The organism is Bradyrhizobium sp. JR4.1 (genome assembly GCF_040548605.1).
GTDB lineage: Bacteria > Pseudomonadota > Alphaproteobacteria > Rhizobiales > Xanthobacteraceae > Bradyrhizobium > Bradyrhizobium canariense.
The window spans coordinates 326,020-340,293 of sequence record NZ_JBEPRY010000001.1; the positions used below are offsets into that span (position 1 = coordinate 326,020).

The 14,274-nt window shown below is 65.0% G+C and carries 10 protein-coding genes; 6 read left to right on the forward strand and 4 right to left on the reverse strand.

Features of this window, described 5'->3' with window-relative positions; translation table 11 throughout:
- The first annotated feature begins 259 nt into the window (after nucleotides 1-259).
- From ABIB90_RS01690 to ABIB90_RS01705, 4 genes are all read left to right on the forward strand, one after another.
- On the forward strand, nucleotides 260-679 hold the full coding sequence (locus ABIB90_RS01690; protein WP_219682994.1) for an HIT domain-containing protein: 420 nt from the start codon (nucleotides 260-262) through the stop codon (nucleotides 677-679).
- Nucleotides 680-690: 11 nt separating this feature from the next.
- Complete coding sequence (gene nudC, locus ABIB90_RS01695) at nucleotides 691-1,629, forward strand: NAD(+) diphosphatase (protein WP_354200015.1); 939 nt, start codon at nucleotides 691-693, stop codon at nucleotides 1,627-1,629.
- Between the two features lie 8 nt (nucleotides 1,630-1,637).
- Complete coding sequence (locus ABIB90_RS01700) at nucleotides 1,638-2,591, forward strand: sugar kinase (RefSeq protein WP_354200016.1); 954 nt, start codon at nucleotides 1,638-1,640, stop codon at nucleotides 2,589-2,591.
- A 67-nt stretch (nucleotides 2,592-2,658) separates the two neighbouring features.
- Entirely contained in the window at nucleotides 2,659-3,168 is a 510-nt protein-coding gene (locus ABIB90_RS01705) for an Lrp/AsnC family transcriptional regulator (protein ID WP_354126968.1), read from the forward strand.
- 144 nt (nucleotides 3,169-3,312) lie between these two features.
- Here ABIB90_RS01705 and ABIB90_RS01710 read toward each other — a convergent pair whose 3' ends face one another.
- The 4 genes from ABIB90_RS01710 to ABIB90_RS01725 all read right to left on the reverse strand — a co-directional run bounded on the left by ABIB90_RS01710 (nucleotide 3,313) and on the right by ABIB90_RS01725 (nucleotide 9,706).
- Nucleotides 3,313-4,812, reverse strand: a complete 1,500-nt coding sequence (locus ABIB90_RS01710) for a phosphomannomutase/phosphoglucomutase (RefSeq protein ID WP_219682996.1) — start codon at nucleotides 4,810-4,812, stop codon at nucleotides 3,313-3,315.
- Nucleotides 4,813-5,001: 189 nt separating this feature from the next.
- Nucleotides 5,002-5,511, reverse strand: coding sequence for a TIGR02281 family clan AA aspartic protease (locus tag ABIB90_RS01715; protein WP_354200017.1), 510 nt, complete (start codon nucleotides 5,509-5,511; stop codon nucleotides 5,002-5,004).
- 257 nt (nucleotides 5,512-5,768) lie between these two features.
- Nucleotides 5,769-8,246 carry an ATP-dependent helicase HrpB gene (hrpB, locus tag ABIB90_RS01720; RefSeq protein ID WP_354200374.1) on the reverse strand — a complete coding sequence of 826 codons (2,478 nt, stop codon included), beginning with the start codon at nucleotides 8,244-8,246 and terminating at the stop codon, nucleotides 5,769-5,771.
- Between the two features lie 143 nt (nucleotides 8,247-8,389).
- Nucleotides 8,390-9,706, reverse strand: coding sequence for a UDP-glucose dehydrogenase family protein (locus ABIB90_RS01725; protein ID WP_354200018.1), 1,317 nt, complete (start codon nucleotides 9,704-9,706; stop codon nucleotides 8,390-8,392).
- A gap of 193 nt (nucleotides 9,707-9,899) precedes the next feature.
- Here ABIB90_RS01725 and ABIB90_RS01730 point away from each other — a divergent pair, with 193 nt between their 5' ends.
- Together ABIB90_RS01730 and polA are read left to right on the forward strand one after the other, a co-directional pair.
- Entirely contained in the window at nucleotides 9,900-10,967 is a 1,068-nt protein-coding gene (locus tag ABIB90_RS01730; protein ID WP_354200019.1) for an acyltransferase family protein, read from the forward strand.
- 209 nt (nucleotides 10,968-11,176) lie between these two features.
- Nucleotides 11,177-14,257 (forward strand): DNA polymerase I, encoded by a 3,081-nt coding sequence (gene polA, locus ABIB90_RS01735; protein WP_354200020.1) that lies wholly within the window; start codon nucleotides 11,177-11,179, stop codon nucleotides 14,255-14,257.
- Nucleotides 14,258-14,274 lie beyond the last annotated feature (17 nt).

Genomic DNA, 14,274 nt, shown 5'->3' on the forward strand with positions numbered 1-14,274 from the left:
TCCTGGCGAAAGCCAGGACCCATTACCCCAAGGAGAAGTTTGTGGCACGAAGTCGGTAAACCCCAAATCTTCGCCAAGCCCAATCCTGTGGTAATGGGTCCTGGATCTGCGCTGCTCTTGTCCAGGACGACGATCGCGTATGCGGCCCCTGCGGAGCGCCATCCTTCCCCTATCGGAATCGCTGTCGTATGGTCGGAGCAAATATTCAGGGGTTCCGCCCCGCCATGCCCGATTCCCGTCGGGCCATCCGGAAATCTTCATGCCCGAACCCGCCTGGTCGCTGCACTCCCGCCTGAAAGAGGACACCATCGACATCGGCGATTTGCCGCTGTCCAAGGTATTGGTCATCAAGGACGCGCATTATCCCTGGCTGCTGCTGGTGCCGCGGCGCGCGGATACGGTCGAGATCATCGACCTCGACGAGGTGCAGCAGGCGCAATTGATGACCGAGATCTCCCGCGTCTCGCGCGCGCTGAAGGAGATCACCCAATGCGACAAGCTCAACATCGCGGCACTGGGCAACCTCGTGCCCCAGCTTCACGTCCACATCATCGCGCGCCGAACCAGTGACGCCGCCTGGCCGCGGCCGGTCTGGGGCGTGATGCAGCCCTTGGCGCACGACGCCACCGAGGTGCAGACTTTCATCAGCGCGCTTCGCCGCAAGATCTGGTTGGGTTGAAAGAACAAGAAATGTCAGCATTCGACTCGTTTCCGCTGGGGCAGCCGGCCTTCGTCACCAACATTCTCGACCGCGCCGCGCATCTGCGCCGCGACGACGAAAGGCTGTTCGCGATGGAGCAGACGCCGTCGTCGCGCGCCTATGTGGTCTACCGCGACTCGCTGCTGGTGAAGCGCGAAGGCGACAAGGTGCGCGCACTGCTCGGAATCGACGAGGCGCTGAAATGCGGCGCCAATCCCGGCACGATCTTCTTAGGCTTACGCGACGGCGCCGCGATGTTCGGCATGGGCCTCTCGCAGGCCGCGTCCGAGAAGCTGATCGGGCGCGAGGACTACGCGCTGAGCGAGCTGCGCGGCATGGCGATGCAGGGCGCGGTGCCGCCGCAGGAGCTGTCGGCGATCGCGATGGCGAAGTCGATGGTGAGCTGGCATCAGCGCCATGGTTATTGCGCCAATTGCGGCACGCGCAGCGCGATGAAGGAAGGCGGCTGGAAGCGGGAGTGCCCGAGCTGCAAGGCCGAGCATTTCCCGCGCACCGATCCCGTCGTGATCATGCACGTCGCCTCCGGCGAAAGGTGCCTGCTCGGCCGCCAGAAGCAGTTTCCGCCCGGCATGTATTCGTGCCTCGCCGGCTTCGTCGAGGCCGCCGAAACCATCGAGGACGCGGTACGCCGCGAGATCCTCGAAGAATCCGGAATCCGCTGCACCGACGTGCAGTATTACATGACCCAGCCCTGGCCCTATCCGTCGTCGCTCATGATCGGCTGCAGCGCGCGGGCCGTGAGCGAGGACATCGTCGTCGATCATTCCGAGCTGGAGGATGCGCGCTGGTTCACGCGCGAGGAGGCCGCCCTGATGCTGACGCGGACCCATCCCGACGGGCTCGCCGGTCCGCACCCGTTCGCCATCGCCCATCACTTGCTCGGCCGCTGGGTGCACGACAAGAGCTGAGACCGCCGATGGCGCACTCTGTGATCGCGCCGCGCATCCTCTGCATCGGCATTCCCGTGCGCGACCTGACCTTTCGTGTCGAGGCAGTGCCCGCGCGCGGCAGCAAGGCCAACGCCACGCACCTTGCGGAGATCTGCGGCGGCAATGCGCTCAATGCCGCGATCGCTATCGCGCGGCTTGGTGGCCGCGTCGCGTTCGCAGGTCCGATGGGCGATGCGCAGGAAACGTCGAGCGGCTTCATTCTCGAGCGCATGACATCCGAAAATATCGACACAAGCCATATTGTGCGCATACCTGATGCGACCACGCCCGTCTCTGCCATCATCATTGACGCGACGGGCGAGCGAACGCTCACGATCTATCGCGATCCGGCGCTGTGGACAGTCGAGCTGCCCGACGCCGACAAGCTGCTCGCCGATTGTCAGGCGGTCCTCGTCGAGAGCCGCTGCGCATCGTTCTGCACGGATCTCTGCACTGAGGCACGCCGGCGCGGCATTGTCGTCATCGTCGGCGTCGACCGCGCGATATCGTTGCAGGACGGACTGCTCACGGCCGCCTCGCACCTGCTGTTCGCCAGCGAACAGGTACAGGAGACAGCCGGCATCCCTGACGACGGCGAGGCGTTGCAGCGCCTGGCCGGACTCACGCCCGCCTTCCTCGCTGCCACCCGCGGCCCGCGTGGCACGATCTGGCTGAACGAGAGCGGCGAACTGGAGCAGACGCCGGCGGTTCCGGTTCAGGCCGTCGATACGCTCGGCGCCGGCGACGTCTTCCATGGCGCCTTCACGCTTCGCCTTGCCGAAGGCGGCGGCGTGCGGCAGGCGCTGCAATTCGCCGCGGCCGCCGCGGCGCTGAAATGCACCCGTCACGGCGGCGGCCTGGCCGCTCCGCAACGCGTTGAAGTTGAAGAGCTTTTGAACATGCCGCGCGGGACGACGCTCGGACGGATGCCGAGATTATAGACTTGCTATAGAAGGATTTTCTCTATATCAGGAAAAACGACCCTTGATATGGAACAAAGTTCTTCAAATGACCGATCTCGCCGTCCCGCTCCCCGAGACCAGCCGCCGCCTCGACGCCATCGACCGCAAGATTCTGATGGTGCTGCAGGATGATGCCTCCCTCTCCGTCGCCGAGATCGGCGACCGCGTCGGCCTGTCCTCGACCCCCTGCTGGAAGCGCATCCAGCGCCTGGAAGCCGACGGCGTGATCACCAAGCGGGTGGCGCTGGTCGACCAGAACAAGATCGGGCTCGGCATCTCGGTGTTCGTGTCGGTCGAGAGCTCCGACCATTCCGACGCCTGGCTCAAGAAGTTCGCCGAAGCCGTCAGCGCCATGCCCGAGGTGATGGAGTTCTATCGCATGGCCGGCGACGTCGACTACATGCTGCGCGTCGTCGTCGCCGACATGCAGGCCTATGACGTGTTCTACAAGAAGCTGATCAGCGCCGTGCCGCTGAAGAACGTCACCTCGCGCTTCGCGATGGAGAAGATCAAGTCAGTCACCGCGCTGCCGATCCCGGCTGTGGTGGCGGGTTAAGGCTCACCACACGCAAACTGTCATCGCCGGCTTGACCGGGCGATCCAGTATTCCAGAGACGACGATGGGGTACGGATGAGCCGCGGCGTACTGGATGCCCCGGTCAAGCCGGGGCATGACAGCAAGTGAGGCTAGCCTCGCACTTCAAATCTTCTGATTGTACTCGCCGACTTCGGGATGGGTGCGCAGCACGCTGTTCACCATCTCGAACATGTCGTGCATGCGCTGCTCGGAGACCGGGCTCTCGACCACGACGACGAGCTCGGGCTTGTTGGAGGAGGCCCGCACCAGACCCCAGCTGCCGTCCTCCACCGTGACGCGGACGCCGTTGACGGTGACGAGATCGCGGATCGATTGGTCGCCGATCTTGGCGCCCTTGGCCTGCAAGCCCTCGAAGTGCTTCACCACCTTGTCGATGACGCCGTACTTCACCTCGTCGCCGCAATGCGGCGACATCGTCGGCGACGACCAGGTCTTCGGCAGCGCGTTCTTGAGATCGGCCATCGACTTGCCGGGGGCACGATCGAGCATGTCGCAGATCGCGAGCGCCGAGACGAGACCGTCGTCATAGCCGCGTCCATACGGCTTGTTGAAGAAGAAGTGGCCGGACTTCTCGAAGCCGGCGAGCGCACCCGTCTCATGGGTGCGGCGCTTCATGTAGGAATGGCCGGTCTTCCAATAGGTGGTTTTTGCACCCTGCTTCTGCAACACCGGATCGGTGATGAACAGGCCGGTCGACTTCACGTCGACGATGAACTGCGCGTCCTTGTGGATCGCGGACATGTCGCGCGCCAGCATCACGCCGACCTTGTCGGCAAAGATCTCCTCGCCGGTGTTGTCGACCACGCCGCAGCGATCGCCGTCGCCGTCGAAGCCGAGGCCCACATCGGCCTTGTGCTGCAGCACCGCGTCGCGGATCGCATGCAGCATCTCCATGTCTTCGGGGTTCGGATTGTATTTCGGGAAGGTGTGGTCGAGCTCGGTGTCGAGCGGGATCACCTCGCAGCCGATCGCCTCCAGCACCTGCGGCGCGAACGCGCCGGCGGTGCCATTGCCGCAGGCCGCGACGACCTTGAGCTTGCGCTTGAGCTTCGGACGGCTGGTGAGATCGGCGATGTAGCGCGCCGGATAATTCTCGTGGAATTGATAGGAGCCGCCGGCCTTGTTCTTGAACTCGGCGCCCAGCACGATCTCCTTCAGTCGCGTCATCTCGTCCGGGCCGAAGGTCAGCGGGCGGTTGGCCCCCATCTTCACGCCGGTCCAGCCATTGTCGTTGTGCGAGGCCGTGACCATGGCGCAGCAGGGCACGTCGAGGTCGAACTGGGCGAAATAGGCCATCGGCGTCACCGCGAGCCCGATGTCGTGCACCTTGCAGCCTGCTGCCATCAGGCCGGAGATCAGCGCATATTTGATCGAGGCCGAATAGCCGCGGAAATCATGGCCGGTGACGATCTCCTGGCTGACGCCGAGCTCTGCGATCAGCGCGCCCAGCCCCATGCCGAGCGCCTGGATTCCCATCAGGTTGATTTCCTTCTGGAACAGCCAGCGCGCGTCGTATTCGCGAAAGCCCGTGGCCTTCACCATCGGCTCGGATTCGAAGGCATAGGTGTTGGGCAGCAACACGGATTTCGGCTTGGGGAACATGGAGACGGTCTCGTGAAAAAGAGCCAGACTTGATGCAGCCTTAGCGAATGCCGGGCTGCTGCGGAAGGCGGGAATGGCAGCTTATGGATGATAATTGCGGCAGTTTGGTAACGGGGAAATCTGGCCGCGAGAGCGGTCGGAATAGAGATTTTCTTGAAATATGCGGTCGCTGGAGCCTTTGGGAGACCCTTACTGCTCCAGCACCATCTGACCGTTGGCGTACTCAAAACGTTTGAGGCGGGAGAGGAAGGAGAGGCCGAGCAGGTTCTCGGACAGTGCCTCGTCGGGCAGCACCATGGCATCGACGTCGCGCACGATTAGGCCGCCGATATCGAGCATGGCGATGCGGGTGCGCGCGGCCTTGATGGTGCCGTTGGCGGTGGAGACGGTGGCTTTGTAATCGCTGCGCGAGGGACGCAGGCCGAAACGGGCGGCCGAGGTCTCGTTCAGCGCAACCACGGAGGCGCCGGTGTCGACCATGAAGCCGATGCGCTGGCCTTCGATCCGGCCTTCGGTCTGGAAGTGGCCGCGGCCGTCGCGAGGGATGTTGAGGCTACGGCCAGCGGCCGGCGCGATGGACGCGACTGCTACCGTGCGCGGCACCGACGTCGCCGAGGCGGAGCTCATCCTGTCCGCCATCTGCGCCATGAAGGTGCCGAGGCCGATCATGATCGCCGCGAAAATCATTATGTTACGCATCACACCAGTTCCGAGCCGGAAGGCTCGATTTCACCACGCGGCAGGCCTGTCCGCGAGCGACGCTGCGGCCAGAGCTGTGCTATTTTGACGAAAAGGATGAGCGGACGGTTAATGCGCCGGTGTCGCAGATACGGCATATCCTCATCCTGAGGAGCCCGCGAAGCGGGCGTCTCGAAGGATGGCCGCGGGTGAAAGGCGGGCCTACATGGTTCGAGACGCGCGTTCCGCGCTCCTCACCATGAGGGTCTTCTTGCGCCTCACGTGCCGCGCGGCTTGACCCGCCGGGTCGGCAGCGCATTCGCCGGATCTTCCGGCCAGGGATGGCGCGGGTAGCGGCCGCGCAAATCGGAGCGCACGGCGCTGTAGCTGCCGCGCCAGAAACCGGGGAGATCGCGTGTCACCTGCACTGGGCGCTGCGCCGGCGACAGCAGCTCCAGCACCAGCGGCACCTTGCCGGCGGCGATCGACGGATGAGTGTTGAGGCCGAACAATTCCTGGAGCCGCACCGCGATGGTCGGCCCCTGCTCGGCTTCATAGTCGATCGCGAGCACGCTGCCGGTCGGCGCCTCGAAATGCGTCGGCGCCGCGCGGTCGAGCCGCGCGCGCATCTCCCACGGCAACAATGTCATCAGCGCGTCGGAGAGTTCGCCGGCGGACATATCCTTCAGCGCGATCTTGTCGTAGAGCGCCGGCACCAGCCAATCGTCGCGCCGCGCGATCAATCCGTCGTCCGAGAGATCAGGCCAGCTGTCGCCCTCGGCCTTGCGCAAAAACATCACGCGATCGCGCCATTGTTTGGCTGCCTTCGACCAGGGCAGCCGGTCGAGGCCGGCGGCGATCAGCCCGTCCGCGAAGATGCGCGCAGTGTCCTCCGAGGGCGAGACGGCAAGCGTCGCCTCGGAGAGCGTGATCGCGTGCAGCGCGCGCTTGCGCCGCGCCCGCAACGCCATCGCGCCGCGATCGAACGATATCTCCTCGGCGGATTCGATGTGCTCGGCGAAATGCCGTTCGATCTCGTCCTGCGAGATTTGCGCGGCGAGCAGAATGCGCCCGCTCGCCGCCGTGCCGGTCATCTCGCCGATCGCGATATAGGGTGCACGGGCGAGCGAGGAGGTTTGATCCACGGCAGCACCCCGGCCGTTGGCGAGCACGAAGCTGCCATTGCCGCGGTTGCGCGCAACGCGATCCGGGAAGGCGTAGGCGAGCATCAGGCCGGTCGAGAGGCCGTCTTCGCCGGTCGCCGCCTTCTCCGACGCCGCCACCTGCGAGGCCCAGCGCCGCGCGAGGTCGCGCGCGCTTGCAGCACGCGGGGAACGGTCGCGGCGGAACTGGTCGCGCCGGTGCTCGAGATCGACGCTGTCGCCGCCGAGCCCGCGTTCGGTGATGATGGCGGCGATCTCGGCGCCGGCCTCGCCCTCGCCGGCACGATGCGAATCCACGATCATGCGGGCGAGCCGCGGCGGCAGCGCCAGCGCCCGCAGGCTCTTGCCCTCCGCGGTGATGCGGCCATCGGCATCGAGCGCGTTGAGCTCGCAGAGCAGGCTTTTTGCTTCCTTCCAGGCCGGCTGCGGCGGCGGGTCGAGAAACGACAGCGCGGCAGGGTCGGCGACGCCCCATTGCGCGAGATCGAGCACCAGCGAGGACAGATCGGCGCTGAGGATCTCGGGCTGGGTGTAGGCCGCGAGCGAGGCTGTCTGAGGTTCATCCCAGAGCCGGTAGCAGACACCGGGCTCGGTGCGGCCGGCGCGGCCGCGGCGCTGGTCAGCCGCCGCGCGCGAGACGCGCACGGTCTCGAGTCGGGTCAGGCCGATGTCGGGCTCGTAGCGCGGCACGCGGGCAAGGCCGGAATCGACCACGATGCGCACGCCCTCGATGGTGAGCGAGGTCTCCGCGATCGAGGTCGCCAGCACCACCTTGCGCGTGCCCTTGGGCGCCGGCGAGATAGCCCGATCCTGCACGGCGGCGTCGAGTGCGCCGAACAGCGGCACGATTTCGATCGAAGCGTCCTGCACGCGCTCGGCGAGGAGGTTCTGGGTGCGGCGGATTTCGGCGGCGCCCGGCAGGAACGCCAGCACCGAGCCGGCATCGGCCCGCAGCGCCGAGGCGATCGCATCCGCCATCTGCCGCTCCACCGGCGCGTCCGCCTTGCGACCGAGATAGCGCGTCTCGACCGGAAAGGCGCGGCCCTCGCTTTCGACGACGGGCGCTTCGCCGAGCAATTTTGCGACGCGGGCGCCATCGAGCGTTGCCGACATCACGAGGATGCGCAAATCCTCGCGCAGGCCGGTTTGCGCATCGCGCGCCAGCGCGAGGCCCATGTCGGCATCGAGCGAACGCTCGTGGAATTCGTCGAACAGGACGGCGGCGATGCCCGACAGCTCGGGATCGTCGAGGATCTGGCGGGTAAAGATGCCCTCCGTCACCACCTCGATGCGGGTCGCGCGCGAGATCTTCGAGCCGAAGCGGACGCGATAGCCGACAGTCTCCCCAGCGCGCTCGCCGAGCGATTTGGCCATGCGGTCGGCGCTGGCGCGCGCCGCGATGCGCCGCGGCTCCAGCACGATGATCTTCTTGCCTTTGGCCCAGGGGGCATCGAGCAGCGCCAGGGGCACGCGCGTTGTCTTGCCGGCGCCCGGGGGCGCCACCAGCACGGCGGCATTATGCGCCTCCAGCGTGCGCGAGAGGTCGTCGAGCACGGCATCGATCGGGAGGGGCGTGTCGAAACTGCGGGGCAAATATCTCGCTTCCGTCATCACCCGCCTTGTGCGCACTTGCGCACTGGTGCGGGTGATCCAGTAAACTCGGATCCCGGCTATTACGAAGATCGCGGATTGCTGGATACCCCGCCTTCGCGGGGTATGACAATCATATGTGGCTATCAGCCCTGCACCGGCGGTCGTCCAATGCTCTCATAGACGAAACCGGCCGCAGCCATCTCCTCGGGGCGGTAGATGTTGCGCAGATCGACGATGACGGGCTGGGCCATGGTCGCCTTCAGCCGGTCGAGGTCGAGCGCCCGGAACTGCACCCATTCGGTAACGATCACGATCGCATCGGCGCCTTCCGCGCAGGAATAGGCGTCCTCGCAATAGGTGATGCTGGGCAGCTCGCTCTTCGCCTGCTCCATGCCGACGGGATCGAAGGCCTTCACCTTCGCGCCCATGTCGATCAGGCCGGTCACCAGCGGGATCGACGGCGCATCGCGCATGTCGTCGGTGTCGGGCTTGAAGGTGAGGCCGAGCACGGCGATGGTCTTGCCGCGCAGCGAGCCGCCGAGCGCCTGGCTCACTTTTCGCGCCATCGCGCGCTTACGGTTCTCGTTGACCGCCAGCACGGACTCGACGATGCGAAGGCTCACGTCGTAGTCCTGCGCGATCTTGATCAGCGCCTTGGTGTCCTTCGGAAAGCACGAGCCGCCGAAGCCCGGACCGGCATGCAGGAATTTGGTGCCGATGCGGTTGTCCAGGCCAATGCCGCGCGCGACCTCCTGCACGTTGGCGCCGGCTTTTTCAGAGAGGTCGGCGATCTCGTTGATGAAGGTGATCTTGGTCGCGAGGAACGCGTTGGCGGCGTATTTGATCATCTCGGCGGTGCGGCGTTCCGTGAACATCAGCGGCGCCTGATTCAGCGACAGCGGACGGTAGATGTCGCTCATCACCTTGCGGCCGCGCTCGTCGGAGGTGCCGACGACGATGCGGTCGGGGAATTTGAAGTCGCGGATCGCCGCGCCCTCGCGCAGGAATTCGGGATTCGAGGCGACGACCACGTCGGCCTTGGGATTGGTCTCGCGGATGATGCGCTCGACCTCGTCGCCGGTGCCGACCGGGACAGTCGATTTGGTCACGACGACGGTGAAGCCGGACAGCGACTGCGCGATCTCTTTCGCGGCGGCATAAACGTAGGACAGATCGGCGTGGCCGTCACCGCGGCGCGACGGCGTGCCGACCGCGATGAAGACAGCATCGGCATCCGCGACCGGCCTGGACAAATCGGTGGTGAACTCCAGCCGCTTGGCCTTCACATTCGTCGCGACCAGTTCGTCAAGCCCGGGCTCGTAGATCGGGATCTCGCCGCGATGAAGGGCCGCGATCTTCTTCTCGTCCTTGTCGACGCAGATGACGTCGTGACCGAAATCCGCAAAGCAGGCCCCGGACACCAGTCCCACATAGCCCGTGCCGATCATAGCAATGCGCATGAAAAACCCTGTTTGGCTTGGTTAACAAAACCCCTATTCCAAGGCGGTTTAGCATTTTCCCGGGGTGAGGGAACAGCCCGCGTACAAAAAACGGCACAGCACTTGTACCGGTAAAGAAATCGTAAGCCGCAAGGCGGCAAACTGCCCCGCGTTCACGCAGATCCTGGCGGAACACGCCTCAAAAAGAGACACCATGGCACCATCAGGCACAATCGCCGCGAGCGGGGGACTCAAGGCCCCGGCTGCTGCGCGTGTCGATTGGATCGATTACGCCAAAGGCATCTGCATCGTCATGGTCGTGATGATGCATTCGGTGCTCGGGGTCGAGCTTGCTGCCGGTGAGACCGGTTTCATGCATGTTTTGGTCGCCTTCGCAAAGCCGTTCCGGATGCCGGATTTCTTCCTGATTTCGGGCCTGTTCCTGCCACTGGTGATCGACCGGGACTGGCGAACCTATCTCGACCGCAAGGTGGTGCATTTCGCCTATTTCTATGTCGTCTGGGTGACAATCCAGTTCGGCTTCAAGGCCCCCGCATTCGCGGCGGAAACGAGCTGGCGCGACGCCGGCTTGCTGTATCTGGAATCCTTCGTCGAGCCGTTCGGCACGCTATGGTTCATCTACCTCCTGCCGATCTTCTTCGTCGTCACAAAACTGACACGGCGAGTCCCGTCGCCCGCGATCTGGCTCATCGCGGCCGCACTGGAGACGGCACGTGTCGCAACCGGCTGGACCGCGATCGACGAGTTCTGCGCGCGTTTCGTCTATTTCTATTCGGGCTATCTGTTCGCGCCCTTCGTGTTCGCGCTGTCGGACCGCGCGCGCAATCATCCTGCATGGGCGCTGGCAGCGCTCGCGACATGGGCGCTGGTCAATGCCGGCCTCGTTGCGCTCGGGGCCAGCGAATGGAAAATCGTATCGCTCGTGCTCGGCTTCGCCGGGGCCTGCGCCATCATCACGATGGGCACGCTGCTCGCGCGCGCGCAATGGCTGAATGTCTTCCGCTTCTGCGGCGAGCATTCGATCGTGATCTATCTCGCCTTCTTCCTGCCGATGGCGGCGACACGGACGCTGCTCTTGCGCACGGGCATCATTCCCGACATCGGTGCGGTGTCGCTGATCGTGACCATCGTTGGCGTGATCGGCTCGCTCGCGATCTGGCAGATCGCTCTGCGGCTTGGCGGCAATTTCCTGTTCGAGCGGCCCGATGCGTTCTGCATCGCGCCGAAGAAGACAGAGGCGCGATTGCAGGCGGCGGAGTGATGCTCTGTTGTCATCCCCGCGAAGGCGGGGATCCAGTATTCCAGAGGCAGCAGTCGTATACGGATAAGCCGCAGCATACTCGATTCCCCGCCTTCGCGGGGAATGACAGCGGGGGATGCGGGAAATGACAGTGGGGATAGCGGCATCCGCAAGCCAAAAATCCACCTCCCGAGGCTGTCAAATCCCGCAAAAATTCATACATTGCGGCCATGCCCAAGAGCTCCCCAAAGACCACCGCCCAAGCTGACACCAAGGCTGCCGCGCCCAAGGCCGCCGAAACCAAGCCCGCTGCAGCGACAGCTGCTGCCAAGCCCGTCGCCGCCAAGGCCGCCGGCAAGGGCGACCATGTTTTCCTGGTCGACGGTTCCGGCTACATCTTCCGCGCCTATCACGCGCTGCCGCCGATGAACCGCAAGTCCGACGGCTTGCAGGTCAATGCCGTGCTCGGCTTCTGCAACATGCTGTGGAAGCTGTTGCGCGAGATGCCCGAGGACAACCGGCCGACGCATCTGGCGATCATTTTCGACAAGTCGGAAATCACCTTCCGCAACAAGATCTATCCTGAGTACAAGGCGCACCGGGCGCCGGCGCCGGACGATCTGATCCCGCAATTTTCGCTGATCCGCGAAGCGGTACGCGCCTTCGACCTGCCTTGCCTGGAACAGGTCGGCTTCGAGGCCGACGATCTGATTGCGACCTATGTGCGGCAGGCCTGCGAGCGCGGCGCGAGCGCGACGATCGTGTCCTCCGACAAGGACCTGATGCAGCTCGTCACCGATTGCGTCACCATGTACGACACCATGAAGGACCGCCGCATCGGCATCCCCGAGGTGATCGAGAAGTTTGGCGTGCCGCCGGAGAAGGTGGTGGAAGTGCAGGCACTGGCCGGCGATTCCACCGACAACGTTCCGGGCGTGCCCGGCATCGGCATCAAGACCGCGGCGCAGTTGATCGTCGAATATGGCGATCTCGAGCAGCTGCTGTTCCGCGCCACCGAAATCAAGCAGCCGAAGCGGCGCGAGGCGCTGATCGAGCACGCCGAGAAGGCGCGCATCTCGCGGCAGCTCGTATTGCTCGACGACAAGGTCGACCTCGAAGTCCCGCTGGACGATCTCGCCGTCCACGAGCCCGATGCGCGCAAGCTGATCGCGTTCCTGAAGGCGATGGAATTTTCCACGCTGACGCGCCGCGTCGCCGAGTTCTCGCAGATCGATCCGGCCAACGTCGATGCCGATCCAGGCTATTCCAGCGGCGCCAGCGTGTTCTCGCCGCTGCCGCCTTCGGACGTCGTGCCAGCCCCGGGAACCGGCGCGCCGCCGCAAGCGCCAGTGGGCCAACGCAACGCATCGGCGACCAAGGAGGACAAGGCCGCGAGCCCGAAGGGCGCGCCGATTTCTCTCGCCGCCGCGCGCGAAGAGGCTTTGCGCAAGCTCCCGGTTGACCGCAGCAAGTACCAGGCGATCAAGAGCCTCGCGGAACTGAACGCCTTCATCGCGCGCATCCATGATGCCGGCCATGTCGCGGTCGAGATCCGGGCAAACTCGATCGACCCGATGCAGGCCGATCTCTGCGGCATCGCGCTGGCGCTGGCGCCGAACGAGGCCTGCTACGTGCCGCTGGCGCACAAGCAGTCCGGTGGCGGTGCCGGCCTGTTCGACGCGGGCCTCGCGCCCGATCAGGTCAAGCATGCCGAGGCGGTCGAGGCGTTGCGGCCGGTGCTGGAATCGTCAGGCATTCTCAAGATCGGCTTCGACGTCAAATTCACCGCGGTGATGCTGGCGCAGCACGGCATCACACTGCGCAACACCGACGATGCGCAGCTGATCTCGTACGTGCTCGATGCCGGCCGCGGCTCGCATGCGCTGGAGCAGCTGTCCGAGCGCTGGTTCGGTCACGCCATGCTCAAGGAAAACGAGCTGCTCGGCAGCGGCAAGGGCAAGATCACGTTCGACCAGGTGCCGATCGACAAGGCCGCGTCGCTGTCGGCGGAGGGCGCCGACGTGACCTTGCGGGTCTGGCGCGTGCTGAAGCCGCGCCTCGTCGCCGAGCACATGACCACGGTCTACGAGACGCTGGAACGCCCGTTGGTCGCAGTGCTCGCACGCATGGAGCGGCGCGGCATCTCGATCGACCGCCAGGTGCTGTCGCGTCTCTCCGGCGATTTCGCCCAGACCGCGTCGCGCGTCGAGGCCGAGATCCAGCAGATCGCGGGCGAGCCCGTCAATGTCGGCAGCCCGAAGCAGATCGGCGACATCCTGTTCGGCAAGATGGGACTGTCCGGCGGCACCAAGACCAAGACCGGCGCATGGTCCACCACCGCGCAGGTGCTCGACGAGCTCGCCGAGCAGGGCCACGACCTCCCGAAGAAAATTCTGGAGTGGCGCCAGGTCTCCAAGCTGAAATCGACCTACACCGACGCACTGCCGACCTACGTGAATCCCCAGACCCACCGCGTCCACACGACCTACGCGCTGGCCGCGACCACGACGGGCCGGCTGTCGTCGAACGAGCCGAATTTGCAGAACATTCCGGTGCGCACCGAGGACGGACGCAAGATCCGGCGCGCCTTCATCGCGACGCCAGGGCACAAGCTGGTCTCCGCCGACTATTCGCAGATCGAGCTGCGGCTGCTCGCCGAGATCGCGGACATTCCCGTGCTGCAGCAGGCGTTCCGCGACGGCCTCGACATTCACGCCATGACGGCATCGGAAATGTTCGGCGTGCCGATCAAGGGCATGCCGAGCGAAATCCGGCGCCGCGCCAAGGCGATCAATTTCGGCATCATCTACGGCATTTCGGCATTCGGCCTCGCCAACCAGCTCGGCATCGCGCGCGAGGAAGCCTCCGCCTACATCAAGAAGTACTTCGAGCGCTTCCCCGGCATCCGCGCCTACATGGACGAGACGCGCGACTTTTGCCGCAGCCACGGCTACGTCACCACGCTGTTCGGACGGAAGATGTACTATCCCGACATCAAGGCCTCGAACGCCTCGGTGCGCGCCTTCAACGAGCGCGCCGCGATCAACGCCCGGCTCCAGGGCACCGCCGCCGACATCATCCGCCGTGCCATGACGCGGATGGAGGCTGCGCTGGCCGAGAAGAAGCTGTCGGCGCAGATGCTGCTCCAGGTGCATGACGAATTGATCTTCGAGGTGCCCGACGCGGAGGTCGAGGCCACGCTCCCCGTCGTGCAGCACGTGATGCAGGACGCGCCGTTCCCGGCCGTGCTGCTCTCGGTGCCTTTGCATGTCGATGCACGCGCGGCGAACAATTGGGACGAGGCGCACTGATCCGTCACCGTGATCGA

Coding starts and splice junctions, on each gene's coding strand:
- ABIB90_RS01690 (WP_219682994.1), top strand. CDS start 260: ATGCCCGAACCCGCCTGGTCGCTGCACTCCCGCCTGAAAGAGGACACC.
- nudC (WP_354200015.1), top strand. CDS start 691: ATGTCAGCATTCGACTCGTTTCCGCTGGGGCAGCCGGCCTTCGTCACC.
- ABIB90_RS01700 (WP_354200016.1), top strand. CDS start 1,638: ATGGCGCACTCTGTGATCGCGCCGCGCATCCTCTGCATCGGCATTCCC.
- ABIB90_RS01705 (WP_354126968.1), top strand. CDS start 2,659: ATGACCGATCTCGCCGTCCCGCTCCCCGAGACCAGCCGCCGCCTCGAC.
- ABIB90_RS01710 (WP_219682996.1), bottom strand. CDS start 4,812: ATGTTCCCCAAGCCGAAATCCGTGTTGCTGCCCAACACCTATGCCTTC.
- ABIB90_RS01715 (WP_354200017.1), bottom strand. CDS start 5,511: ATGCGTAACATAATGATTTTCGCGGCGATCATGATCGGCCTCGGCACC.
- ABIB90_RS01725 (WP_354200018.1), bottom strand. CDS start 9,706: ATGCGCATTGCTATGATCGGCACGGGCTATGTGGGACTGGTGTCCGGG.
- ABIB90_RS01730 (WP_354200019.1), top strand. CDS start 9,900: ATGGCACCATCAGGCACAATCGCCGCGAGCGGGGGACTCAAGGCCCCG.
- polA (WP_354200020.1), top strand. CDS start 11,177: ATGCCCAAGAGCTCCCCAAAGACCACCGCCCAAGCTGACACCAAGGCT.